Below are 21,433 nucleotides of genomic sequence, written 5' to 3' on the forward strand. Positions count from 1 at the left end.
AGGGAAAGCGAGTGCTCATGTCCTCGGGTGATGTCGATGGGATCGTTCTGAGCCTGCCGATCGCGGATCGGATGCGGGCGATGCTGTTCTACCGGGAGGTGTTCGGGTTCGAGGCGCTGGGCGAGCCGGCCGAGGACGGGGTACCGGAGCCGTTGCAGTTCGAGATCGGTCGGCGGACGCGGCTGATGCTCATCCCTTCGGGAGGGTTCGGCTGGGTTCTGGGGGAAGGGCGTGAGGTCGCACCGACGAAGTCGCACGAAGTGCTGCTGAGTTTGACGGTCGGCGCGCCCAGGGCGGTCGATGATGTGATCGGGCGGGCCCGGCGGGCCGGGGGTGAGATCGTTGCGGAGCCTCAGCGGCAGCCGTGGGGGTACACGGGTGTCTGCGCCGACCCGGACGGCCATCTCTGGCAGGTCATCGTCGCGGCTGCCGCCACCTCCTGACGGGTGTGGGGTGGAGACCGGAGGTGGCCTCCACCCCCGGAGGCCGCGGATGTCGCCCCGGGCGGGGCGTGACGTCGGTACGTCGGCGGAGGCGTTCCCGGAACCGGTCGGGATGGGACCATGGTGGGGTCGGCCGGGTCAGGGCTGATCGCACTCCGCGCCGGTCCGTCCCGGGTGCGCGGCAGCGGTGTCCGTCCCGGTGGGCGCGGCCAAGAGGTCACGGCAGCGGTTGAACCCCTGTCATCCGTCTGAGTGAACTGCGAGGACGCGACCGAGAGGAGGTCACACCACTTCAGGGGGCACACCCCGCTCCTCGGTGCGGCCCGGGAACAGAACCGTGCTCGGATACCGTTCCGATCACAGGGGCGACCGTCCCCTCATCCGGGGCCGTCCCTGCGGCGTTGTCCCACCCTCGTGAGCGGGTGATGGCGATGTGCGCCGTTCATCCGCCCCACCCGCGCCTTCATGGGGAGCAAGGTATTGCCGCCGCCCGGAACCGATGAATCCGTGCCGTCGGCCGACGGGGGAGGACTCACGTCCTTCCGGTCGGTCGTCTCGACCCTGCGGTCCGACCCGTCGGGGATCGCACTGTTGCGCGAGTCCCTCCGCGGCCTGGCGGGGGTGCTGCATCCCGAACGCCTCACCGAACAGGCGGTCCGCCTGCCGCTCGACTCCGTCGCCGACGTCTGCGTGCTCTTCGCCGGTCGCCCCGGCGGTTCGCCCCGGTGGACGGCCGGGGTGTCCGGTCGGGAGAACGGCGGTGACGGCGCGGTGGTGCGCGGACGCTGGCCCGTCGAGACCGCCTTGGCCGCCCCGTGGCTGACCGAGGGGGCGGAATCCGGTCCGGGAGCCGTGGACCTCTCCCCCGGAGACCCGGCGGAAGAGCTGCTGCGCGAGGTGACCGGACGGGAGATCTCGGGCCAGATCCGGGTGGTCCCCCTGCCCGGCCTCGCGGGCGCGTTCGGTGCCCTGCTCTGGTACCGCCGGTACGGCCGCTTCACCCCGTCGGAGGCGGACCTGCTCTCCGAGTACGCCGAGAGGGTCGGCTCCGCGCTGGGATCGGCCCACCTCTACCAGTACCAGGCACGGACCGCCACCACCCTCAAAGCCGCCCTGGTGCCCGAACCGCTGCCTCGGGTGGACCGGGTGGAGCTGGGCTCCTCCTTCCGCTCGGCGTTCGAGGTCGAGCGCATCGGTGGTGACTTCTACGAGGTGGAGGACGCGGGGGACCTGGTCCACTTCTCCTTCGGGGACGTGTGCGGCAAGGGCAACGACGCCGCCGTGCTCACCGGGCTCATCCGCCAGTCCCTCCAGGCGCTGCGTCTGGTGGAGACCGCGCCGCTGCGCCTGTTGGAGCTGCTCAACGTCCTGCTCCTGCGCACCGACCCGGAGAAGTTCAGCACCATGGTGCTGGGCACGGCACGGCCGCTGCCCGGCGGAGGACTGCGGGTTCGCGCGGCGGGGGGCGGTCACCCCGCCCCCCTGGTGCTGGGGGTCGACGGCACGGTCCGGGAGTTCGCGCTGGGCGGGATCTTCGTCGGCGCGATCGAGGAGGCGGTCTTCCGCGAGGCCGAGACCGACCTGGCCCCCGGGGAGGCCATGGTGGTGTACAGCGACGGGGTCACCGAGGCCCGCAACCCCCTGCTGGACGGGGAGATGCTCGGGGAGGAGAGACTGGCCCGCCTGCTGACCGAGTGCGGCGGCATGCCCGCCCCGGCCATCGCCGACCGGGTCGCCCAGGCGGTGGGCGACTGGTTGGGCGGAGCCGAACACGACGACATCACGGTCCTGGTGCTCCAGGCCGTGGCCACCCCGGGCACCTCCTGATGTCGGGCAGCGCCGCGGAGCCCCACGCCTCCGGGCTCGACCGGACCCGGGACGCCTACTTCGAGGCGGTCACCGCGATGGACGAGGCGACGGCCCTGGACGTCGTCCGCCGCGCCTTGGCCCGCGGAGACGATCCCGAGACGCTTCTCCTGGAGGTCGTGGCCTGGGCCCAGCGGCGTGTGGGCCGGCTCTGGCAGACCGACGACTGGAGTGTGGCCCGCGAGCACGCGGCGACCTACATGGGCGAACGCGCCACCGCCCTGATCACCGAGCACGCGACCGAGGCCGCGACGCCGCGCGGCGTCGTCGTGGTCGTCTGCGCCGACGGGGAGTGGCACAGCCTGCCCGCCCGCCTCATGGGCGAGGTGTTGCGGCTGCGCGGTTGGCGGGTCCGGTTCCTGGGGGCGAGCGTCCGGACCCGGCACCTGGCCCTGCACCTTCAGGAGTACTCGCCGGACATCGTCGCCCTGAGCTGCTCGCTGCCCTCGCGGCTGATCGCCGCGCACGGCATGATCGAGGCGGCCCGGCGCACCGGGGTCCCGGTGATCGTGGGCGGGGCGGGCTTCGGCGCCGACGGCACCCTGGCCGAGCGCATGGGCGCTTCGCTGTGGGCCGCCACCGCCACCGAGGCCGCCGACCTGTTGGAGAAGGGGCCGCCGTTCCCGGTCCGGCGCGCTCCCGCGTCGCTGCCGTTCAGCGACGAGTACACGCCCATCCTGCGCCGACGGAAGGCTTTGATGGGCGTCTGCCTGCGCAGCGCGGAGGAGGCCCATGGGGGCCGAGGGCGCGTTCTGGAGGGGCCGGACCTGGACCGCACGGTGGGGGAACTCGCGCACATCCTGGACTTCCTTCTGGCGGCCCTCTACGTGGGCGACGATCGGGTGTTCACCCGGTTCCTGGAGTGGACCCGGGTGGTGATGGAATCGCACGGGGCGCCGTGGGGCCATGTCGTGGGGGTGCTGGTCGTTCTGGAGTCCGAGCTGTTCGACCACCCCGAGGCCGCAGGGCTCGTCGCCCGGGGCAGGGCGGCCCTCCGGCAGGGGTGAACGGGGCCCGCGGGCCTTCCCCGGGTCCGCACCCGCGCTCTCCCGTTTCCGGACGGGCCACACGCCGCGTGATCAAGCGTGATCATTCAAATACGCTGCGTTATGTTTGTCGTCTCAGGCCGCGACTTCGCGCCCCTGCCGAATCCCCCTCCGAGGCGGGCCCGACGACAGAAGGAACACGCGCCTTGCCGACCTACATCCTCCGCCGTCTGGGCGCCGGTCTGCTGCTCCTGGCCGTGGTCACCATGGTCACCTTCGCGATCTTCTACGTGGTGCCCAAGTGGGCCGGCCGCACCACCGAGCAGTTGGCGACCATGTACGTGGGTCGGGCCCCCACGCCCGAGGCGATCCAGGCCACCATCGATCGCCTGGGCCTCGACGAACCGGTCATCGTGCAGTTCGGCGAGTTCGTGCGCGGGATCTTCTTCGGCGCCGAGTACCGGTTCGGCCGCGACACCATCGAGTGCTCGGCCCCCTGTTTCGGTTACTCCTTCCAGAGCTACCAGGAGGTCTTCCCCGAGATCGTGGCCCGCCTGCCGGTCACGTTCTCGCTGGCGCTGGGCGCGGGCGTCATCTGGCTCGTCGGCGGCATCGCGGTCGGCGTGATCTCCGCCGTGTGGAAGGGCAGCCTCTTCGACCGGGTCGCGATGGCGATCGCCCTGGCCGGCGTGTCCCTGCCCATCTTCTTCACCGGTCTGCTGGTGCTGGCCTTCCCGGTGCACTCCTGGGGCTGGTTCCAGACCCCGCGCTACGTCCCCCTCACCGTGGACCCCCTGGCCTGGGCCGCGGGGATGTTCCTGCCCTGGTTGACGCTGGCGTTCCTGCACGCCGCCATGTACGCCCGCCAGACCCGGGCGGGCATGCTGGAGGTGCTGGGCGAGGACTACGTCCGCACCGCCCGCGCCAAGGGGCTGAGCGAGGGCAGGGTGGTGCTCAAGCACGCCCTGCGTCCCACGCTGACCCCCATCGTGACGATCTTCGGCCTGGACCTGGGCCTGGTCCTGGGCGGAGCGGTCCTGACCGAGCAGGTGTTCTCCCTCAACGGCATCGGCCGGTACGCGGTGAACGCCATCACCCAGAGCGACCTGCCGGTCATCCTCGGGGTGACCCTTTTCGGCGCGTTCTTCATCGTCGTCTGCAACCTGATCGTCGACCTGATCTACCCCTTGATCGACCCGCGCGTGCGCATCCACTAGCGCACCGCCCCAGTGACCACGACTTCGGCCCCAGAGAGCAGAGGCGTCCCCGATGAGCGAATCCGCACCCGAGCCCGTCGTCCGGGTGGACGACCTGCGGGTGACGTTCCCGACCATGGACGGTGACGTCCGGGCGGTGGACGGACTGTCCTTCGAGGTGCCGGCCGGTGGTGCCCTGGGTATCGTGGGCGAGTCGGGCTCGGGTAAGAGCGTGACCTCGTTGGCGTTGATGGGTCTGCACCGGGGCACTCGCGCGAGGATCACCGGCGCCATCGAGGTGGCGGGTGAGAACGTGGTGACCGCCGGTGACAAGCGGTTGCGGGCGATGCGGGGCAACGACATCGCGATGGTGTTCCAGGATCCCATGCAGTCGTTGCATCCGCAGTACACCATCGGTAACCAGCTGGTCGAGGCCTATCGGGTCCATCATCCCCGGGCGTCCAGGGCCGTGGCGCTTCGGCGTGCGGTGGAGTCGTTGGAGCGGGTGGGGATCCCGGAGCCGGCCAGGCGGGTCAATTCCTATCCGCACGAGTTCTCCGGTGGTATGCGTCAGCGTGTGGTGATCGCGATGGGGTTGATGTGCGATCCCAAGGTGTTGTTGGCCGATGAGCCCACGACGGCGTTGGACGTGACGGTGCAGGCGCGGATCCTGGATCTGCTCGATGAGTTGCGTCGGGATCTGGGGATGGCCTTGATCCTGGTCTCGCATGATCTGGCGGTGGTGGCGGGGTCGGTGGACGAGGTCGTGGTGATGCGGCACGGTGTGGCGGTGGAGCGGGGTGAGGTGCGCAGGGTGTTGTCGGCGCCGGAGCATCCGTACACGCGGGCGTTGTTGGCGGCGGTGCCGCGGGTGGAGGTCTCCCGGGCCCAGCGCCGCGCCCAGGACCGCGCCGACCGGATCCGACGTGAACGCGGTGGACGGCGGCCCCCCGGAGCACCGGCCGATGAGGGGCCGACCCCGGAGCACGTCGCGGGGTCCACCCCCGAGACGCCCGGACCCGAGCGCGAGATCCTGCTCAAGGTCGCCGACGTGGGCCGGCGTTTCAAGGTGCGCGGTGGCACCTGGGGCAGGTCGACCGACTTCTGGGCCGTCAAGGACGTCTCCTTCGACCTGTACAAGGGTGAGACGCTGGGCGTCGTGGGTGAGTCCGGTTCGGGCAAGAGCACCCTGTCCCGACTGATCATGCGCCTGCTGGAGCCCACCGAGGGGCGCGTGGAGTTCGAGGGGCGCGACATCACCCACATCTCCGAACGGCGGATGCGTCCGCTGCGCCGTGACGTGCAGATGGTGTTCCAGAACCCGTACTCGTCGCTGAACCCGCGGGTGACGGTGGGCGACGCGATCGGCACCGCGCTGCGGGTGCAGGGCGAGCGCGACGGCAGGAGGATCCGCGCGCAGGTGCAGGAACTCCTGGAGCGGGTGGGCCTGGAACCCGACCACTACAACCGGTTCCCGCACGCGTTCTCGGGCGGGCAGCGTCAGCGCATCGCGATCGCGCGGGCGCTCATCCTCAAGCCCAAGCTGATCATCTGCGACGAGCCGGTGTCGGCCCTGGACGTGTCCACCCAGGACCAGGTACTGCGTCTGCTCTCCGAACTCCAGGACGACTTCGGGTTGACCTACATCTTCGTCGCCCACGACCTGGCGGTGGTGCGTCAGGTGAGCGACCGCGTCGCGGTCATGCGCCAGGGCGAACTGGTGGAACTCGACGACAGCGACGCCATCTACGAGAACCCGCGGAGCGACTACACCCGCCGACTCCTCAACGCCGCCCCCGTGTTGGACCCCGACGAGGCGCGTGAACTGCGCGCCGCACGGGTCCGCGAACGCGCGGCCGGGGTCTGAGACCCCGCGCCGGTCGGGTCTCCCCGACCGGCGCGGACGGTCGGAACGGGTCGCGGTTCCCCGGCCCGGTCCAGTCGGGCGGCCCGCTCGTGGGCCACGTCGAAGCCCTCGTGACCATTCCGTCCCTCGGCGAACGGCGGGCCGGGGCCCTGGCCGGTCCGAGGAGCACGTCCATGTCGCGCTCGTCGGTGACGAACGGCGGCTCCAGGTCGGCCTTCTCGGATTCCCTTGGGGTCGGGGCTCAGGCCAGGCCTCGCAGCAGGGCCCGCAGGCCGTAGTGGAAGCGGGCGGCGGTCTCGGCGGCGCCCGGCGCGTCCTCGTCGTCCTGGTGGCGGACCTGGTGGACGACCGCGCCCAGGCAGTAGGAGTACAGGGCGTCGGTGGCGCGGTCGAGGTCGTCGGTCGGCACCCCGGCCTCGGTGAAGGCGCGGTGCGCCAGGGCGCGGGCCGCCGTGTCGGCGGGGGTGGCCGGGGCACGGTGCACCAGGAGGGACAGCGCTCCGGAGTACTCCAGCAGCCGGGCCCGGTAGTCGTCGGCCCAGGAGGCCAGGCGTTCGTCCCAAGGGCGGGTGTCGTTCTCCTCCTCGGTGGTCTCCTCGGGGACCTCCTCCTCGATGTCCTCGACGCCCTCGACGGGGGAGTCGCCCGTCGAACCCGGCGAGGTGACGTAGGCGGCGATCGCGTTGAAGAGCTGCTCCTTGCCGAGGGGGAAATGATGGTAGATGGCCATGGCCTCCACCTCCAGGGCATCGCCCAACCGGCGCATCGACAATCCGCCCAGGCCGCGTCCGGCGATGATGTGGAGCGCTTCCAGGATGATGCGTTCCCGGCTGAGCCCCGCGTAGTTCCTGCTCACTTGTGTCCTTTCGGAAGTATTGGTCACCCAATGTGGCTGTTCCGGCGCGTGGAGGCCGTCATCGACGCGCGATCCGGGTCGCCTCATGATCTTCGTCACGGCTAGAGTGCCCTGCAACGGTGTACCAGGTGATCGGAGTGGGCGATGGGACTCGGCGGACACAGCGCGGCGCAGGTACGGGAGAGCCTGATGGCCGACCGTGAGACGGCTGCGCGGTTGGACGATCTGTTGCGGGAGGTGGCGGCGGCCCAGACGGCGTTGGACGACGCCCGGGCCGCGGACGCCCCCGTGGAGGAACTGCACGAGCGCGGCCTGGTGCTGGACACCGCGCTCACCGAGGCGATGCGGGCCGCCTACGCCCGCGAGCGTGTACTGATCGGCCCGAAGGGCTACGAGGACCGCCTCCAGCGGCGCAAGCGACTGGCCCGCCCCGAGGTGCGTCAGGCCACCGAGGTCGCCGAGCGGCTGCTCACCGTGCGCGAGACCCATCGCCTGCACGGCGTGCAGCGGGTCCCCCCGCAGGTCCGCCGAGCCTGAGCCGACCGGCCCCGCGCCCCCGGAGGCGCGGGGCCGGACACGCACGGTAGTTTGGGGCCGGAACGGGTATGGGGCCCGCAGTCACGAACACCGAACGTGGGGAGCGCAGGAGGAGATGGCGGATTTCATCCGCGTCGACCCGACGTCGAAGGTACCGCCCTACGAGCAGATCCGGACGACCGTGGCCATGGCCGCCGCCGCCGGTGAACTCCCGGTCGGGTACCGGTTGCCGACGGTGCGAGCGCTGGCCGGACGGTTGTCGGTGGCGGTCAACACCGTGGCCCGCGCCTACCGTGAACTGGAGCAGGCCGGGGTGGTGGAGACCCGGGGCCGCTCGGGGACGTTCATCGCGGCGGCCGGCGACGACCAGCGCGCGGAGGCCCTCACGGCCGCGCGCGCCTACGCGGAGGTGATCTCCAGGGTGGGCCTCGACCACGACGAGGCCGTGGAGATCCTGCGCGCCGCACTGGGCTCCGTCCAGCCCCAGGGGTGAAGGCCCTCCGGGTGCGCGCCGATCAGCGGCGCAGACCCACCACGGAGATGATGTAGAAGACGATCAGACCGAGCCAGACGGCGGCGAGGGAGGCGGCCCCGCCCACCACACCGGCCGCGATCCCCGTGATGGGTATGCTCACCCCCAGGCAGACCAGGGACAGCACCATGCGCGCCGTGTTGGAGGGCACCCCCACCTTGGCCGGGCGCTCCTCCTGCCGCCTGTGGTCCAGGTGACGGCGGACGCTGGTGTCGATGGCCTCGTCGATGCGCTCGACCAGGGAGGCGGCCAGGGCCTCGTCGTATTCGGGCCCGAGTTCGCGCCCGGCGCGCAACGTGGCGGCGATGTCGGCCTGGTGGCGGGATGTGCTGTCGGTCATCCATCCATGGTGGCATCACCGGTGTGTCCGGATCGATCCATCGGAGCCGATCCCAGGGATCGTTCCGGGAGAACCCTGAGGACACGTCCGAAGGGCCGCCCTCCACGCGGGAGGGCGGCCCTTCGGACGTTTGGGTCAGCTGGCGAAGTCGAGCAACTGCTGGGCCCGGCTGGGGTGGCGCAGCTTGGACAGCGACTGCTTCTCCAACTGCCGGATCCGCTCGCGGGTCAGCCCCAGGTGTTTGCCGATCTCGTCCAGGGTGCGCGGTCGGCCGTCCATGAGGCCGAAGCGCAGGGACATGATGGTCGCCTCGCGGGGCTCCAGGTCCGACAGCGCGTTGCGCAGCTGGTCGGCCATGAGCTGACGGTCGACCACCTCGGAGGCCTCCGAGGCGTCCACGTCCTCGATGAGGTCGCCGATGCGGGTCTCGCCGTCCTCGCCGATGGTGGAGTCCAGGCTGATGGGCTGGCGGGTGACCCGCAGCAGCTCCTCGATCTGGGCCGGGGTCTTGTCCAGCTCCAGGGCCAGTTCCTCGGGGGTGGGCTCGCGGCCCAGAGCCTGGTGCATGTCGCGTTCCAGGCGGCTGACCTTGCTCAGCAGTTCGAGTACGTGGACGGGCAGCCGGATGGTGCGCGCCGAGTCGGCGAAACCGCGCTGGATGGCCTGGCGGATCCACCACATGGCGTAGGTGGAGAACTTGAAGCCCTTGGTGTAGTCGAACTTCTCCACGGCGCGGATCAGTCCGAGATTGCCCTCCTGGACCACGTCCAGCAGGGACATGCCCCGGTCGCTGTACTTCTTGGCCACCGACACCACCAGGCGCAGGTTGGCCTCCAGCATGTGGGACTTGGCCGCGCGCCCGTCCTCGGCGATCCACTCCAACTCCGCGCGTTCGACCTCGGCCATCTCCACGGAGGAGTCGATCTCGCCGTGCAGACCCAGGCGGTACTCCGCGTAGAGACCGGCCTCCACCCGCTTGGCCAGCTCGACCTCCTGCTCCGCGTTGAGCAGCGGTCGGCGCCCGATGGCCTTGAGGTAGGTGTGGACGGAGTCGCCCATGGCGGGGGACTGGTCGTCCAGATCGGCCTCGCCGGTCTCGGGATCGACGGTGGCCTGAGTGGACTCGGTCTTCTGGGTGCGCCGCGTGGTGCGGGTCTTCCTCCGAGGGGAGGGACCGGTGCGCGGTGCGACCTTGCCGGATACGGCCTTGGGTGCCTCGTGGGTGTCGGGCACCGTCGCGATGAGAGTGTCTTCGAGCACGTCGTCCTCGGCGTCGGGTTCGGCCACCGGCACGGAATCCTCGCCCCCGTTGGCGAGTCGGACCCCGTTCTCGGTGAGTTCACGCAGGATGGCACGGCCGTCGCCGGCGGAGACTCCGGCCGCGGAGAAGGCGGTGCGCAGTTCGGAGAGGGACAGGTGCCCCTGGGCGCGTCCGCGGGTGAGCAGGTCGGTCAGTGCCGTGTGGTCGGCCGCGAACGGAACGGTGCCGTCGGTGGCCGTGGCGGTGGGTGCCGAGCGGGTCCGGGCAGTGCTCGTCATCTGGGCACCTCCCTCCCTTCCATGACGTGTGGCACGTGGCGGAGGATTCCCGCCGACTGGACGCGCCAATATGTCCAACGTGTCGGGGTGTCAAATGTTCCCCGTCTCGATTGGATATCTTTCGAAGTGACATGGATCACCGCGCCTTCGGTGGCGAGCGGTGGGAGGAAGCGAGTATGAGAACCCGCTCGGGTCGCCGTCCGCGGACACGCGGGACCGGTCGCGGCGGAGGGCGCAGGGGCGTGGACGGGTGGACTCGTGGCTGTCGCCAACTGCGGACCTCCTTGACAGAGGGGCCGTGGGATCCGGGCACTCGGCCGACCCGGATACACAGGTAGACGCAGGGCGGGCCGGGGAAGTTCCCCGACCATCGGATATGTCCGATCTATCGGATCTGTTCGGTGTCCTCGGCGTCCACTCCGCGCCCGCCTCGCAACGCCACCAGGTCCGGTTTGCCCGAGGCCAACATCGGCAGCCGGTCCCGCACCTCCACCTCCTGCGGGGCGGCGTAGGCCGGTAGCCGCGCGCGCACCAGGGCACGGACGCGCTCCAGCGTGGGCGGGTCCGCCGGGTCCGCCGGCACCACCACCGCGCACACCCGTTCGCCCCACTCGGGGTCGGGCCGTCCCACCACCACCGACTCGGCCACCGCCGGGTCGGCCGCGATGAGCGCGTTGACCGGGCCGGGGACGACCTTGTGGCCTCCGGTGTTGATCACCTCGTCCATCCGGCCCAGGACCGTCAACCGGTCCCGTTCCCACCGGCCCAGGTCGTTGGTGCGCAGCGTCCGGCGTCCGTCGGCGTCCGTGACCGGGCCCTCGACCGGGGTGGCCCCCGGCGCGGTGCGGTAGCGGGTGAGCAGGGTCGGCCCGGACAGCAGCACCCGACCCGAACCGTCCCGCGCGGGCTCCTCGATCCCCACCCCCACACCCTCCAGGGGGACCCCGTCGTAGACGCACCCGCCGCAGGTCTCGCTCATGCCGTAGGTGGTGACCACACGGCCGCCGGCGGCGCGGGCCGCCGCCAACAGCCCCGGGTCGGCCGCCGCCCCGCCCAGCAGGATCACCCCGAACGCCGACAGGTCCACCCCGGCCGCCACCAGCCGCCGCAACTGGGTGGGCACCAGGGACACGTGCGGGTGGATCCCCTCGGCCAGGGAGGCGGCCTCCGAGAAGGGGGCGTGCACGGCCTCGGTGCCCATGACCAGGGCGCGCAGCATCACCTGGAGGCCGGAGATGTGCCCGGCGGGCAGCACGCACAGCCAGGAGTCGCCCGGCCGGGCCCCGATCCGCGCCACCGACGCCTCCGCCGATGCGCGCAGGGCCGCCGCCGACAGCTCCACGCCCTTGGGCGCGCCGGTGGACCCGGAGGTCGTGACGACCAGGGCGGTCCCCGGGGCGGCGCGTACGCCGTCGGCCAGCGGGCTCTCGCCCTCGGGTGTCAGGATCGAGGAGGGGCGCATCGCCGTGAGCAGTTCCCCGACCCGTGCGTCGGGGGTGCCGGCCGGTACGGGCATCAACGCGGGCCCCCGACCGGCCAGTGCCTCGGCCAACAGCTCGGACAGTCTGCCCGGTTCCAGGCCGACGGCGGCGCGCAGGGCGGGGCCGTCGCCGGGGACGGGTTCCGGGTTCGGGACGTGGGAAGGGTTCGCGGATGCCACGGGGCACAAGACTACGCCCGACGTGCCGTCGGGGGGCGTACCCGGTCGTCGCGGTCGGCCTGGCAGAATGCGTAGGGTTGACGCGGGGTTCGCCTCCGGATTCCCACGAATCCGGGCGTCCATCCGTCCCAGTGTCCCGTGAGGAGAAGCAGTAGCCGTGAGCAGCGTGATCGACTGGCAGCGGTCGGGCGAGTATTCCGACATCATCTACGAGACCGCGGAGGGCATCGCCAAGATCACGATCAACCGGCCCGAACGGCACAACGCCTTCCGGCCCCAGACCCTGTTCGAGTTGCAGCAGGCGTTCAACATCGCCCGCGACGACTCCGAGGTCGGCGTGATCATCTTCACCGGTGCCGGGGACCAGGCGTTCTGCTCCGGCGGGGATCAGAAGATCCGTGGCGACGACGGCTACATCGGCGACGACGCCGTGGCCCGCCAGGGCATCGGCCGGCTCAACGTCCTGGACCTCCAGGTGCAGATCCGCCGCCTGCCCAAGCCGGTCATCTGCATGGTCGCCGGATGGTCCATCGGCGGCGGCAACGTCCTCCAGGTGTGCTGCGACCTGACCATCGCGGCCGACAACGCCAAGTTCGGCCAGACCGGTCCCAAGGTCGGCTCCTTCGACGGCGGCTACGGCTCCTGGCTGCTGGCCGAGACCGTGGGCCTGAAGAAGGCCCGCGAGATCTGGTACCTGTGCCGTCAGTACAGCGCCCAGGAGGCGCTGGACATGGGCATGATCAACACCGTGGTGCCGCTGGCCGACCTGGAGAAGGAGACCGTCTCCTGGGCCCGCGAGCTGCTGGAGAAGTCGCCGCTGGCGCTGCGCATGCTCAAGGGCGCCATCAACGCCGTCAGCGACGGCGCGGCCGGCATGCAGCAGTTCGCCGGTGACGCCACCATGCTCTACTACATGAGCGAAGAGGCCCAGGAAGGCCGGGACGCCTTCAAGGAGAAGCGCCGCCCGGAGTTCGAGAAGTTCCCGCGCCGCCCGTGACACCGATCGCCGATCCCCCCGCGGAGACCGGCCCCGGAGCGGGCCGGGCCTTCGCCATCGGTCTGCGCAACCGGTTCCGCGGCATCACCGTGCGCGAGGGCATGCTGGTGCGCGGACCCGCCGGATGGGGCGAGTTCTCGCCCTTCGCCGAGTACGGTCCGCGTGAGTGCGCCCGCTGGTGGGCGGCCTGTCACGAGGCCGCCCACCGCGGGTGGCCCGCCCCGGTGCGCGATCGGGTCGCGGTCAACGTCACCGTCCCGGCCGTGGACCCCGAGCGGGCCCGCGCGATCGTCGCGGCGGGCGGCTGTGCCACCGCCAAGGTCAAGGTCGCCGAGAAGGGGCGGGACCCGGCCGAGGACTTGGCCCGCGTCGAGGCCGTCCGCGACGCCATCGGCCCCTCGGGGAAGGTGCGCGTGGACGCCAACGGCGCCTGGGACGTCGACACCGCCGTGCGGATGATCCGCGCCTTGGACGCCTACGACCTGGAGTACGTCGAGCAGCCCTGCGTCACCCTGGACGAACTCGCCGAGGTGCGCCGCCGGGTCGACGTGCCGATCGCGGCCGACGAGTCGATCCGCCGTGCCGAGGACCCCCTCAAGGTCCGCGCCGCCGACGCCGCCGACATCGTCGTGCTCAAGGTGCAGCCCCTGGGCGGGGTGCGCGCCGCGCTACGGGTGGCCGAGGCGTGCGGGCTGCCCGTGGTGGTCTCCAGCGCGGTCGAGACCTCGGTGGGTCTGGCCGCCGGGGTGGCGCTGGCCGCCGCCCTGCCCGAACTGCCCTACGCGTGCGGGCTGGCCACCATGCAGATGCTCACCGCCGACGTCACCGCCGAGCCGTTGCTGCCCGACAACGGGTACCTTCCGGTACGCCCGGTGAAGGTGGACGAGGAGCGTCTGCGCGCGGTGGAGATCGCCCCCGCCGGCTGGCGCGCCCGCGCCGAGGCGGCCATCGCGGCGGCCGACGGCGGCTGACCCGCCCGGGACGCGGATCACAGCCCGGGGCGTTCGCCGTTCGCCCCCGAACGGGGTTCACTGGAAGGTGCGCTCCCGTGAGATCAGGGGTGCGATGCGGTACATCGGCACCCTGCGGTGATACTTGGTACACACCTTGACGAACGAAAGCGTTGTGGATGAATCCGTCTACCGCCCTGGCGCGGGTCCTCGTCGATGAACTGGCCCGCTGCGGCCTGGCCGAGGCCGTGGTCGCGCCGGGGTCGCGCTCGACGCCGCTCGCGCTCGCCCTGGTCTCCCACCCCGGGATCCGGGTGCACGTGCGCGTGGACGAGCGGTCGGCGTCCTTCCTGGCGCTGGGGCTGGCCCGGACCTCCCGGCGCCCCGTGGCCGTGGTGTGCACCTCCGGGACCGCCGCGGCCAACTTCCACCCCGCGGTGCTGGAGGCCGACGAGAGCGGTGTCCCGCTGCTGCTGCTCACCGCCGACCGGCCGCCGGAGCTGCGCGCCACCGGCGCCAACCAGACCGTGGACCAGATCGGCCTGTACGGCGGCGCGGTGCGCATGTTCGCCGAGGTCGGCACGCCCGACCCGGTGCCGGGCATGGTCGCCTACTGGCGTTCGCTGATCGGTCGCGCCTGGGGCGCGGCCCGGGGAGGACGGCCCGGGCCGGTCCACCTCAACGTCGCCTTCCGCGACCCGCTCACCCCCGACGGCCGCGGCGGGGAATGGGTCGAACCGTTGGAGGGCCGTGTCGACGGCGCGCCGTGGATCTCCCGTCCCGGTCCCGTCGCCGAGCCGGTCCCCTTCGTCCTGCCCGACGTCGAACGAGGCGTGATCGTCTGCGGGGACGGGGACTACGACCCGGTGCCGTTCCTGGCCCTGGCCGAGCTGACCGGATGGCCGCTGCTGGCCGAACCCACCTCCAACGCCCGGCGGGTGGGCGCGGTCTCCACCTACCGCCATCTGCTCGCCTCGCCTTCGATCGTCTCCGGCCCCGTCCCCGACCTGGTGGTCAGCGCGGGCCGCCCCAACCTGTCCCGGCAGACCCTGGCGTTCCTGCGCCGGGCCCGGCGCCACGTGGTCGTCACCGCCGGCGTGCTGGGCGACGCCCGCGCGGCGCTCGCCGACGGGTTCGCCGACCCGGCGCGCACCGCCACCGACGTGGTGGCCGCCGTCGAGGCCCCGGCCGACCTGTCCTTCGACGAACCGCGCCGCACCGACTGGTCCCGGTGGTGGTGGCGGGCCGAGTCGGCCGCCCGCGCCGCGCTGGACGCGGTGCTGGACGAGCAGGAGACGCTCACCGAGCCGCGCCTGGCCCGCGACCTGTCCTCCCGTCTGCCCGCCGGGTCCCTGCTGTTCGCCGGGTCGAGCATGCCCGTCCGCGACCTGGACTCCACCATGCGCGCCCGCTGCGGGGTGCGCCTGGTCGGCAACCGGGGTGTCAGCGGCATCGACGGCACGGTGTCCACGGCGATCGGCGCGGCCCTGGCACACCAGGCCGCCGATCGGTCGGCCGGGGCGTTCGCCCTGCTGGGCGACCTCGCGGTGCTGCACGACCAGAACGGGCTCATCATCGGTCCCGGCGAGCCGCGCCCGGACCTGGCGATCGTGGTGGTCAACAACGACGGCGGCGGTATCTTCTCCGGTCTGGAACAGGCCGGGCACCCCGACTTCGAGCGGGTCTTCGGGACCCCGCACGGGGTGTCGATGGAGCGGGTGGCGGCCATGGCCGACGTGCCCTACGTCCACCTGGAGTGGGCCACCGACCTGCCCAAGGCGCTGCTGGGGGAGGGGGTGCGCGTCGTGGAGGTGCGCACCGACCGCGCCGAGAGCGCGGCCCTGCGCCGCCGCCTCCAGGAATCGGTGGACACCGCCCTCGCCGAGGCCCTCTGACCCGGGTGAAGCCCCTGTCGGCCGGTCGTCCATCGGAGGACGGCCGGCCGATCACCGGAGTCCCTTTTCCCTCTCATCGGGCGCCGTAGGTTTTTTTCCTGTTTATTTGTTTTCCAGAAAAAAAATTCCAGAAAACGGACTTCGCAGGACGTTTCAAGAAAAAAAGCCCATGGCGTATTTGTCTCGCCCCTTCCTCGGTTGTATGCTCTTCCGAAAAGAGAGGGTCGGTGTGCATGCGCCTAAGGTTGCCGGGCCGCCAGCCGCTTGCCTCCGAAGGGTTGACTAAGTTCGCCTGGGCCATAATTCTCTTCTTGGTCGGGCTGGTTCTCCTCGTAATATCTTTTTATCTGTACATGTGGGATCAGGTTGTTCGGTTCTTCTCGTCGCATATCACGGACGAGCGTTTCTGGGGAATTTTTCTCCTGCTGCTCTCCCTGGCAGTTCTCTGCGGAGCCGTCTGGGCGGTGCTGCGCAAGGTGTCGAAGGGCGGAGAGGTCCCGCTGGCCCCCGCCGTGGTCCTCGCCGTCTTCTTCTTTCTCTTGATCTCGTTCTTCGGCCTCTTCTTCGCCTGGGTGCTCATGAACCGCCCGGATGTCGACTTCCCCGGGACCCTCGGTCCCAAGCAGGTCGAGATGATCATGACTCGGGTCTTCTCCGTCTCCGCCGCCCTGAGCGCGATCCTTCTGCTTGCCGTCACCTATCGGAAGCAGAAGGTGTCGGAGAAGGGGGAACAGAGAGAGGAGATCAAACATTTCGTCGACCTCTTCTCCAGCGCCGTGGAGCAACTCAGCCACGAGCATCCGACCGTGCGCCTGGCCGGTGCCAAGCACCTCGCGCTCCTGGCCGACAGCGCGCCGGACGGAAAGTACGCACAGCACTGTGTCGATCAGCTCTGCTCCTATCTGCGTACGCCGCACAAGGATCTGGCGTCCTGGGACAGGAACGGCCCGTTGACGGGCTTCTCCGACCCGGTGGAGGGGGCGGAGTTGCGGGCCGCCTACGAGGTCGATCAGATGATTATCCGCATGATCAGGGAACGCTGCCTGGAGACCTCGGAGTACGCTTCGTGGAGTGGTTGCGACTTTGATTTCACCGGTGCGGTCATTCACGATATGGACCTCTCCAGTGCCGTTTTCAAGGGGCGTGTCGATTTTCGCAATGCGCGTTTTGTCGGTGGGTTTGTGGACTTCAATAAATCGATCTTCGTGGGCGCTTCCCATGAAGCATGCATCGATTTCTCGAATGCCGTTTTCTCGCCCAAGGGAGTGAGTCTTAAAGAGATCGCCATAAAAGGTGCGTGCAGTTTCAGTGGTGCCGTTTTCGAAAAGGGTTATGTCGAGATATCCTTGGTCGAAACAGACAGGGGTGGTGATCTTCGGCGGGAGATCCGCTTCAACCAGGCCGAGTTCTCCGGAGGGCATGTTGAGATCGGCTTCCACCAGGGCGGGAGGACCACCGTATCCCTCGCGCAAGCGAAGATGACCGATGGTTGGTTGCGTTTTTCCAGCGAAGGCTTCAGTGAGGGCTACACGGTCGATTTGGGCCAATTTGATATCACTGAAGGAGAGCTCATCGTCCCTCCGCCGGCCCCCGGCCCCCCATGGCTCGTCAAATATCTCAGGGAAAAACCTGCTGCCGAACCTTTCGTGCGCGTCTCGTCTCTCCCGAATCGGAAAAGAGAACAATGATCATGGCCTGGCCGCCGGAGCCCGAGACCCCGGCCGAAGTCCGCTGGACGCACATACGAGGAGGACCGTCCACCCTCAGAGCCGGCATCGTCGGCACGGTCGAACCCGGGGGCGATCGTCCGCTGGTCGTGGCGACCATGGGATACCGGGCCTGTGTGGACGACTTCGAGATGCAACGCTTCCGCCTGCTCTCGGAGGCCCTGGAATGGGACATCGTTGTGCTGGACACCCCCGGTTACGGCTATTCCCAGGTCCGTCTAGATCGGCGGCAGCGGGGCGCCCTGTACCGGGGGGACTTCCGGCCACTGGTGGAGGACATGGCCGAGGCGCTGACCTCGCTCGTCCCCGGGCTGGACCGACGCGCCGTGTCGGTGCTGGGGTACTCGCTCGGGGCCTGTAGCGCCGCGGCCCTGGCAGGCCTGCTGGTGGAGCGGGGGGACGTGGCCGCCCTGGACAGGATGATCCTGGTCGAGCCGGTCGCGGCGCACCGGTGGACGCTGCCCGCCTTGGGCCTGGCCCGCCTGGCCGAGAGCCGGGCCGAGGAGCACTACCTGGACCTCAACCACCGTTTCGGCTGGGCGGTCCCGCCCACGGACCGGCGCTCCGGTCCGCAGTCGGTTCTCCCCCGACCCGCGTCGGCCGACCTCAGGGCCATGATCCACGGTCTCTCCCGAGGCCTGTTGCCACGCGACCTCATCGCCCTGGTGCGCGCGGTTCCCGGCCTGCGGATCGAAACCGTGGTCGGCGAGTCCAGCGCGATGGTCCCCGCAGAAGGACGCGACCGACTCTGCCGCCTCCTGGCCAGGGCCGGAGGGGACCACCGCGTCCACGGCATCGCCGGAGCCCACCACGCGCTGTGGCAGTCGATCGAACACGTGGGTGTTCTCGCGCGCCGCCTCGCCGACATCGATCAGGGCACCCTTCCCGACGACCGATCCGCGGAGGTGTGATGGGCTCCCCCGACCGTCACGGCAAGGTGACCTGGCTCGAATCGCTGTACGTCTCCGAGAAGGCCAAAGCCAACGACTGGGTCCTCAACGTCGTCGCCACCAGGATCAGTGTGTACGACGGGTACCGCGCCTTCATCACACGGGCGCTGCTGGCTTGCGGGATCATGGCCATCACGCTCTGGTACCTGCTGTTCTTCCCCGGGGCCGAACCCGCGGCCGCGGCCGCACTGCTGGTCTGCGGAGCGGTGAGCCTCATCCAGAGCACCCTGGAGATATTTGGAGAACGCAAGGGCCGTCAGCACCAACTCGACCGCAGCTACGCGCACAGGTCCGTGACGGGGACGTCCCCCTGGCGGCGCCACTTCCCCATCAACAACACCGGTCTCCTGGGCACGGTCACCTGTATCGCCAACATCCTGGCGGTCACCTTCCTCCTGCCCCCCGAACTCGGGCTTATCAAGGTCCTCGCCCTACTGCTGGCGGTGCTCTACATCAACTCCGGGGCCTCCGCCGTACTGGTCGACGCCCCTTTCCAGAACCGTGACGCCTTGCCTCTGCGGCACATCCGGTGGCGTCCTTTCGCCGGAACCCTGCTCGCCCTGTTCATCCTGGGCTGCCAGGTATACGTCTTCCAGCTGCTCCCCGAGGGAGGGCGCCCCTGGCCGGGCGACGGTACCGACCTGGTCCTGGGAGGCGGTTCGACGGAGGTCCTGGTCTCGGTGGCCCTGGTGAGCCTGCTTCCCATCGCCATCAGCCTCAGGGTGGCCGAGAACGAGCGGATACTCTCCGCGGCCCGGGACATGATGCTCACCGAAACCCGGCACGGCCTCGTCGAGGGCGCCCGATGGCTCTCCCGCCTGCTCGGCCGGGAGATCGACCGGGTACACGACATGGCCATGGCCGGTGAGGACCCGCGCCGGATCGCCGAGGCGGTGGACCGGCTGCGGGCGGTGTCCGACGACCTCCTGCTGAGGGGCGCCTCCGCCCGGCACGAGGACGCCGTTCCGCACGACAGGATCCTGCGCTGGGCGATCGACCTGATCGAGAAGGACGCGCAATCCCCGACCGTGTACCGCTTCTCGCCCAGTGTCCAGGTCCAGGCCATGTACGGCGGAGAGGACGCGCTCGCCGGTGAGATCCTGCGCCGCCTGTGCGGGAAGCTCGAAGTGAACCGCGCCACCAATCACTTCCTCGTCGTGCTGGACCAGGTCGACAACGACGAGGTGGACGATCACGCCCGGTTCTTCCTCCGCGTGGCCAATGAGTCCGTCGACCGTTCGGACGAGGACATGGAGAGGCTGTACGACGAACTGAGCCGCGAGAGCGGGTGGCGCGCGGACGGGACGACGGGCCATCGCAAAGAGCGGGTCCGCAGGGTCGCCCTTCCTCACGGAGAGGACGGCGCGACCGTGCGCGGCATCGAGGTGAGCTGGGTGGGACGGAAGGTACGGACATGAGCGAGACGCACCACCCGCACGACATCCTGCTGTACACCGATGATCCGACCCTGGCGTCCGGCGTGCGGCGCTCCGGCGCCGACCTGGCCGGGATCATCGTGGTCGACTCCCCGGCGGTCCTGTTCGCCGAGATGGATGCGCGACCGGACGCCCTGGTCCTGGTCGACCCCCGTTCCGGCCGCGACACGGTGGATCTGACCCCAAGCTGGTGGGAGGGGCCGAAGGCCGGTCCGCCCGGTGCCGGGGGCCCTGCCCGCACGGGCCTGGGGGTACTCGTGGACCTGCACCGCCAGGGGGTCACCGACCGTTGCCGCGCGTTCTTCCCGTTCGGCAGGTTCCGCCCGCAGGAGCACCCCTATGCCGCGGCCTGCGCGTGGTTGCTCGGTCCCGAACGGGTCGTACACTCAGTGCCTTCCAGCGCCCTGCTGGACCGTTCCACTCTCTTCCTTGACGAGGGCGGGGGCGGGGCGGGAACGGAGGGGGTCTTCGTCGAGGACACCCGGCTTCTCGCGGAGCACACCGCGCTGCTCTTCCAGGCGATGGAGAAGTCCCTGGCCGCCCCCTGGGGGTCCTTCGCCCTGTGGCTGCGCTGTCCCTGGGCCTCGTCCAGCAGTCGTGCCGAACTCGATCGCGGTCGGCGCCTTGAGAAGAGCCACTCCCTGCGTTCCTGGATCGAGAAGATCGAGCGCTCCCGGGGCAACCTGCGATCGCTGGCCGTGCTGCTGGGCGTCGACATGGTGGCCATGGCCATCCGTCACAAGGAGCTGAGCCGGCACATCGGCCTCCTCGAAATGTTCGCTGGCAACCCCGTCCCTGACAACGGCAGGGAGCTTTACCACTTCGTCCAGGAACGGATCGAGTTCTTCCGGGAGGACGCCTGCACGGAGGCCTGGGAGATCGTCAGGGGCGGTCTGGGGCGAGCGCCCGTGAATCAAGGAAAAGACGGGCCCGTACCAGCACTAGGCCGATGACGACCAGCACCAGGCTGATGGCCGAACAGGACAGGATGACCAGCGGCCAGCCGCCGAGGCCCGGGCGCAGGAAATCGTACGGGGGCTCGCCGACCCCGGTCACTGCCAGAGCGACCATGACCACCACGTACACCACCGCCGGAACCGGCCACAGCGTGACCGCGTCCGCATGGCGTAGCGGTCGTACCCGGGGTGACCGGAGGAAGTCGACCACGGCCAGGACGGGGAGCGGTACATGCAGGCACAGGGCGCCGATCCACGCCATGGCCCCGTCGGCGGCGGACAGAGGCTGGAGCGGTAGCAGCACGGTCAGGTAGACCAGCATCGAAATGCACAGGCTCCCGCAGGCGGCGTCGCGGACCGGTTCCCAGAAGCGGTTCGAGCGACCTGCCAACAGGCCGATCTGGGCGATGCCGCACAGGAGCGCGGACAGCACGGTGAAGTACAGCAGGGACAAGGTGGGGTCGGCCCGTTGGACCGTTTGAGCGCCCACACCGACGATCACGAGAGCGATGATGGCCACGCGGACACGGCGTGCGGCCCGGACGTCGGAGAACAGGGGGGAGGGGGGTCCCGGTCGGTCCATGGGCCGACTCTACCCTCACAGGCCCGCGGGTGAAGGAGGCTTGTCCGCTCCCGACCGCGGGAATGCGGGGCGGCCACTCGGCGGGGCGGTTCTCTCCCACGAGATCTCTGCTCTTCC

The 21,433-nt window shown here is 70.3% G+C and carries 19 protein-coding genes; 14 read left to right on the plus strand and 5 right to left on the minus strand.

Going from position 1 to position 21,433, the window contains the following annotated elements; genetic code table 11:
* Positions 1 to 17: 17 nt before the first annotated feature.
* The 5 genes from RM479_RS12625 to RM479_RS12645 all read left to right on the plus strand — a co-directional run bounded on the left by RM479_RS12625 (position 18) and on the right by RM479_RS12645 (position 6,358).
* A complete protein-coding gene (locus tag RM479_RS12625; protein WP_311511916.1) occupies positions 18 to 443 on the plus strand; it encodes a VOC family protein in 426 nt (141 codons plus the stop codon).
* 591 nt (positions 444 to 1,034) lie between these two features.
* The gene (locus RM479_RS12630; RefSeq protein ID WP_311511917.1) at positions 1,035 to 2,270 is read left to right on the plus strand and encodes a PP2C family protein-serine/threonine phosphatase; all 1,236 of its coding nucleotides are present in this window, start codon (positions 1,035 to 1,037) and stop codon (positions 2,268 to 2,270) included.
* A complete protein-coding gene (locus RM479_RS12635) occupies positions 2,270 to 3,316 on the plus strand; it encodes a cobalamin B12-binding domain-containing protein (RefSeq protein ID WP_311511918.1) in 1,047 nt (348 codons plus the stop codon). The genes RM479_RS12630 and RM479_RS12635 overlap by 1 nt, the downstream gene beginning before the upstream one ends.
* 185 nt (positions 3,317 to 3,501) lie before the next feature.
* Positions 3,502 to 4,512, plus strand: a complete 1,011-nt coding sequence (locus RM479_RS12640) for an ABC transporter permease (RefSeq protein ID WP_311511919.1) — start codon at positions 3,502 to 3,504, stop codon at positions 4,510 to 4,512.
* Between the two features lie 52 nt (positions 4,513 to 4,564).
* Positions 4,565 to 6,358, plus strand: coding sequence for an ABC transporter ATP-binding protein (locus RM479_RS12645; RefSeq protein ID WP_311511920.1), 1,794 nt, complete (start codon positions 4,565 to 4,567; stop codon positions 6,356 to 6,358).
* Positions 6,359 to 6,599: 241 nt separating this feature from the next.
* Here the strand turns inward: RM479_RS12645 and RM479_RS12650 are convergent, their stop codons facing one another.
* Positions 6,600 to 7,214: a TetR/AcrR family transcriptional regulator gene (locus RM479_RS12650; RefSeq protein ID WP_311511921.1), complete on the minus strand. Its 615-nt coding sequence runs from the start codon at positions 7,212 to 7,214 to the stop codon at positions 6,600 to 6,602.
* A 144-nt stretch (positions 7,215 to 7,358) separates the two neighbouring features.
* Here RM479_RS12650 and RM479_RS12655 point away from each other — a divergent pair, with 144 nt between their 5' ends.
* Entirely contained in the window at positions 7,359 to 7,751 is a 393-nt protein-coding gene (locus RM479_RS12655; protein ID WP_311511922.1) for a hypothetical protein, read from the plus strand.
* A gap of 115 nt (positions 7,752 to 7,866) precedes the next feature.
* The gene (locus RM479_RS12660) at positions 7,867 to 8,244 is read left to right on the plus strand and encodes a GntR family transcriptional regulator (protein WP_311511923.1); all 378 of its coding nucleotides are present in this window, start codon (positions 7,867 to 7,869) and stop codon (positions 8,242 to 8,244) included.
* Positions 8,245 to 8,266: 22 nt separating this feature from the next.
* On the opposite strand, the gene RM479_RS12665 is transcribed toward RM479_RS12660, so the two are convergent.
* The 3 genes from RM479_RS12665 to RM479_RS12675 form a co-directional block, all read right to left on the minus strand.
* Positions 8,267 to 8,623 carry a hypothetical protein gene (locus RM479_RS12665; protein WP_311511924.1) on the minus strand — a complete coding sequence of 119 codons (357 nt, stop codon included), beginning with the start codon at positions 8,621 to 8,623 and terminating at the stop codon, positions 8,267 to 8,269.
* A gap of 135 nt (positions 8,624 to 8,758) precedes the next feature.
* A complete protein-coding gene (locus RM479_RS12670; protein ID WP_311511925.1) occupies positions 8,759 to 10,162 on the minus strand; it encodes an RNA polymerase sigma factor in 1,404 nt (467 codons plus the stop codon).
* 385 nt (positions 10,163 to 10,547) lie between these two features.
* On the minus strand, positions 10,548 to 11,759 hold the full coding sequence (locus RM479_RS12675) for an AMP-binding protein (protein WP_397222091.1): 1,212 nt from the start codon (positions 11,757 to 11,759) through the stop codon (positions 10,548 to 10,550).
* A gap of 220 nt (positions 11,760 to 11,979) precedes the next feature.
* Between RM479_RS12675 and menB the strand changes: the two genes are divergently transcribed.
* From menB to RM479_RS12710, 7 genes are all read left to right on the plus strand, one after another.
* Positions 11,980 to 12,819, plus strand: coding sequence for a 1,4-dihydroxy-2-naphthoyl-CoA synthase (gene menB / locus RM479_RS12680; RefSeq protein WP_274813123.1), 840 nt, complete (start codon positions 11,980 to 11,982; stop codon positions 12,817 to 12,819).
* Positions 12,816 to 13,790 carry an o-succinylbenzoate synthase gene (locus RM479_RS12685; protein ID WP_397222023.1) on the plus strand — a complete coding sequence of 325 codons (975 nt, stop codon included), beginning with the start codon at positions 12,816 to 12,818 and terminating at the stop codon, positions 13,788 to 13,790. The genes menB and RM479_RS12685 overlap by 4 nt, the downstream gene beginning before the upstream one ends.
* Before the next feature lie 158 nt (positions 13,791 to 13,948).
* A complete protein-coding gene (gene menD, locus RM479_RS12690) occupies positions 13,949 to 15,664 on the plus strand; it encodes a 2-succinyl-5-enolpyruvyl-6-hydroxy-3-cyclohexene-1-carboxylic-acid synthase (protein WP_311511926.1) in 1,716 nt (571 codons plus the stop codon).
* Positions 15,665 to 16,017: 353 nt separating this feature from the next.
* Entirely contained in the window at positions 16,018 to 17,352 is a 1,335-nt protein-coding gene (locus tag RM479_RS12695; protein ID WP_311511927.1) for a pentapeptide repeat-containing protein, read from the plus strand.
* A gap of 2 nt (positions 17,353 to 17,354) precedes the next feature.
* Positions 17,355 to 18,302, plus strand: a complete 948-nt coding sequence (locus tag RM479_RS12700) for an alpha/beta fold hydrolase (RefSeq protein ID WP_311511928.1) — start codon at positions 17,355 to 17,357, stop codon at positions 18,300 to 18,302.
* The gene (locus RM479_RS12705) at positions 18,302 to 19,759 is read left to right on the plus strand and encodes a hypothetical protein (protein ID WP_311511929.1); all 1,458 of its coding nucleotides are present in this window, start codon (positions 18,302 to 18,304) and stop codon (positions 19,757 to 19,759) included. Before RM479_RS12700 ends, RM479_RS12705 begins: the two co-directional genes overlap by 1 nt.
* Positions 19,756 to 20,730 (plus strand): hypothetical protein, encoded by a 975-nt coding sequence (locus tag RM479_RS12710; RefSeq protein ID WP_311511930.1) that lies wholly within the window; start codon positions 19,756 to 19,758, stop codon positions 20,728 to 20,730. The genes RM479_RS12705 and RM479_RS12710 overlap by 4 nt, the downstream gene beginning before the upstream one ends.
* On the opposite strand, the gene RM479_RS12715 is transcribed toward RM479_RS12710, so the two are convergent.
* Complete coding sequence (locus tag RM479_RS12715) at positions 20,660 to 21,316, minus strand: hypothetical protein (protein ID WP_311511931.1); 657 nt, start codon at positions 21,314 to 21,316, stop codon at positions 20,660 to 20,662. The two genes, RM479_RS12710 and RM479_RS12715, sit on opposite strands and share 71 nt — an antisense overlap.
* Between the last annotated feature and the right edge of the window lie 117 nt (positions 21,317 to 21,433).

Origin of the sequence: Nocardiopsis lambiniae (assembly GCF_031845465.1) — a bacterium.
Taxonomy (GTDB): domain Bacteria; phylum Actinomycetota; class Actinomycetes; order Streptosporangiales; family Streptosporangiaceae; genus Nocardiopsis; species Nocardiopsis lambiniae.

Coding starts and splice junctions, on each gene's coding strand:
- RM479_RS12625 (WP_311511916.1), top strand. CDS start 18: ATGTCCTCGGGTGATGTCGATGGGATCGTTCTGAGCCTGCCGATCGCG.
- RM479_RS12635 (WP_311511918.1), top strand. CDS start 2,270: ATGTCGGGCAGCGCCGCGGAGCCCCACGCCTCCGGGCTCGACCGGACC.
- RM479_RS12645 (WP_311511920.1), top strand. CDS start 4,565: ATGAGCGAATCCGCACCCGAGCCCGTCGTCCGGGTGGACGACCTGCGG.
- RM479_RS12655 (WP_311511922.1), top strand. CDS start 7,359: ATGGGACTCGGCGGACACAGCGCGGCGCAGGTACGGGAGAGCCTGATG.
- RM479_RS12660 (WP_311511923.1), top strand. CDS start 7,867: ATGGCGGATTTCATCCGCGTCGACCCGACGTCGAAGGTACCGCCCTAC.
- RM479_RS12665 (WP_311511924.1), bottom strand. CDS start 8,623: ATGACCGACAGCACATCCCGCCACCAGGCCGACATCGCCGCCACGTTG.
- RM479_RS12670 (WP_311511925.1), bottom strand. CDS start 10,162: ATGACGAGCACTGCCCGGACCCGCTCGGCACCCACCGCCACGGCCACC.
- menD (WP_311511926.1), top strand. CDS start 13,949: ATGAATCCGTCTACCGCCCTGGCGCGGGTCCTCGTCGATGAACTGGCC.
- RM479_RS12695 (WP_311511927.1), top strand. CDS start 16,018: ATGTGGGATCAGGTTGTTCGGTTCTTCTCGTCGCATATCACGGACGAG.
- RM479_RS12700 (WP_311511928.1), top strand. CDS start 17,355: ATGGCCTGGCCGCCGGAGCCCGAGACCCCGGCCGAAGTCCGCTGGACG.
- RM479_RS12705 (WP_311511929.1), top strand. CDS start 18,302: ATGGGCTCCCCCGACCGTCACGGCAAGGTGACCTGGCTCGAATCGCTG.
- RM479_RS12710 (WP_311511930.1), top strand. CDS start 19,756: ATGAGCGAGACGCACCACCCGCACGACATCCTGCTGTACACCGATGAT.
- RM479_RS12715 (WP_311511931.1), bottom strand. CDS start 21,316: ATGGACCGACCGGGACCCCCCTCCCCCCTGTTCTCCGACGTCCGGGCC.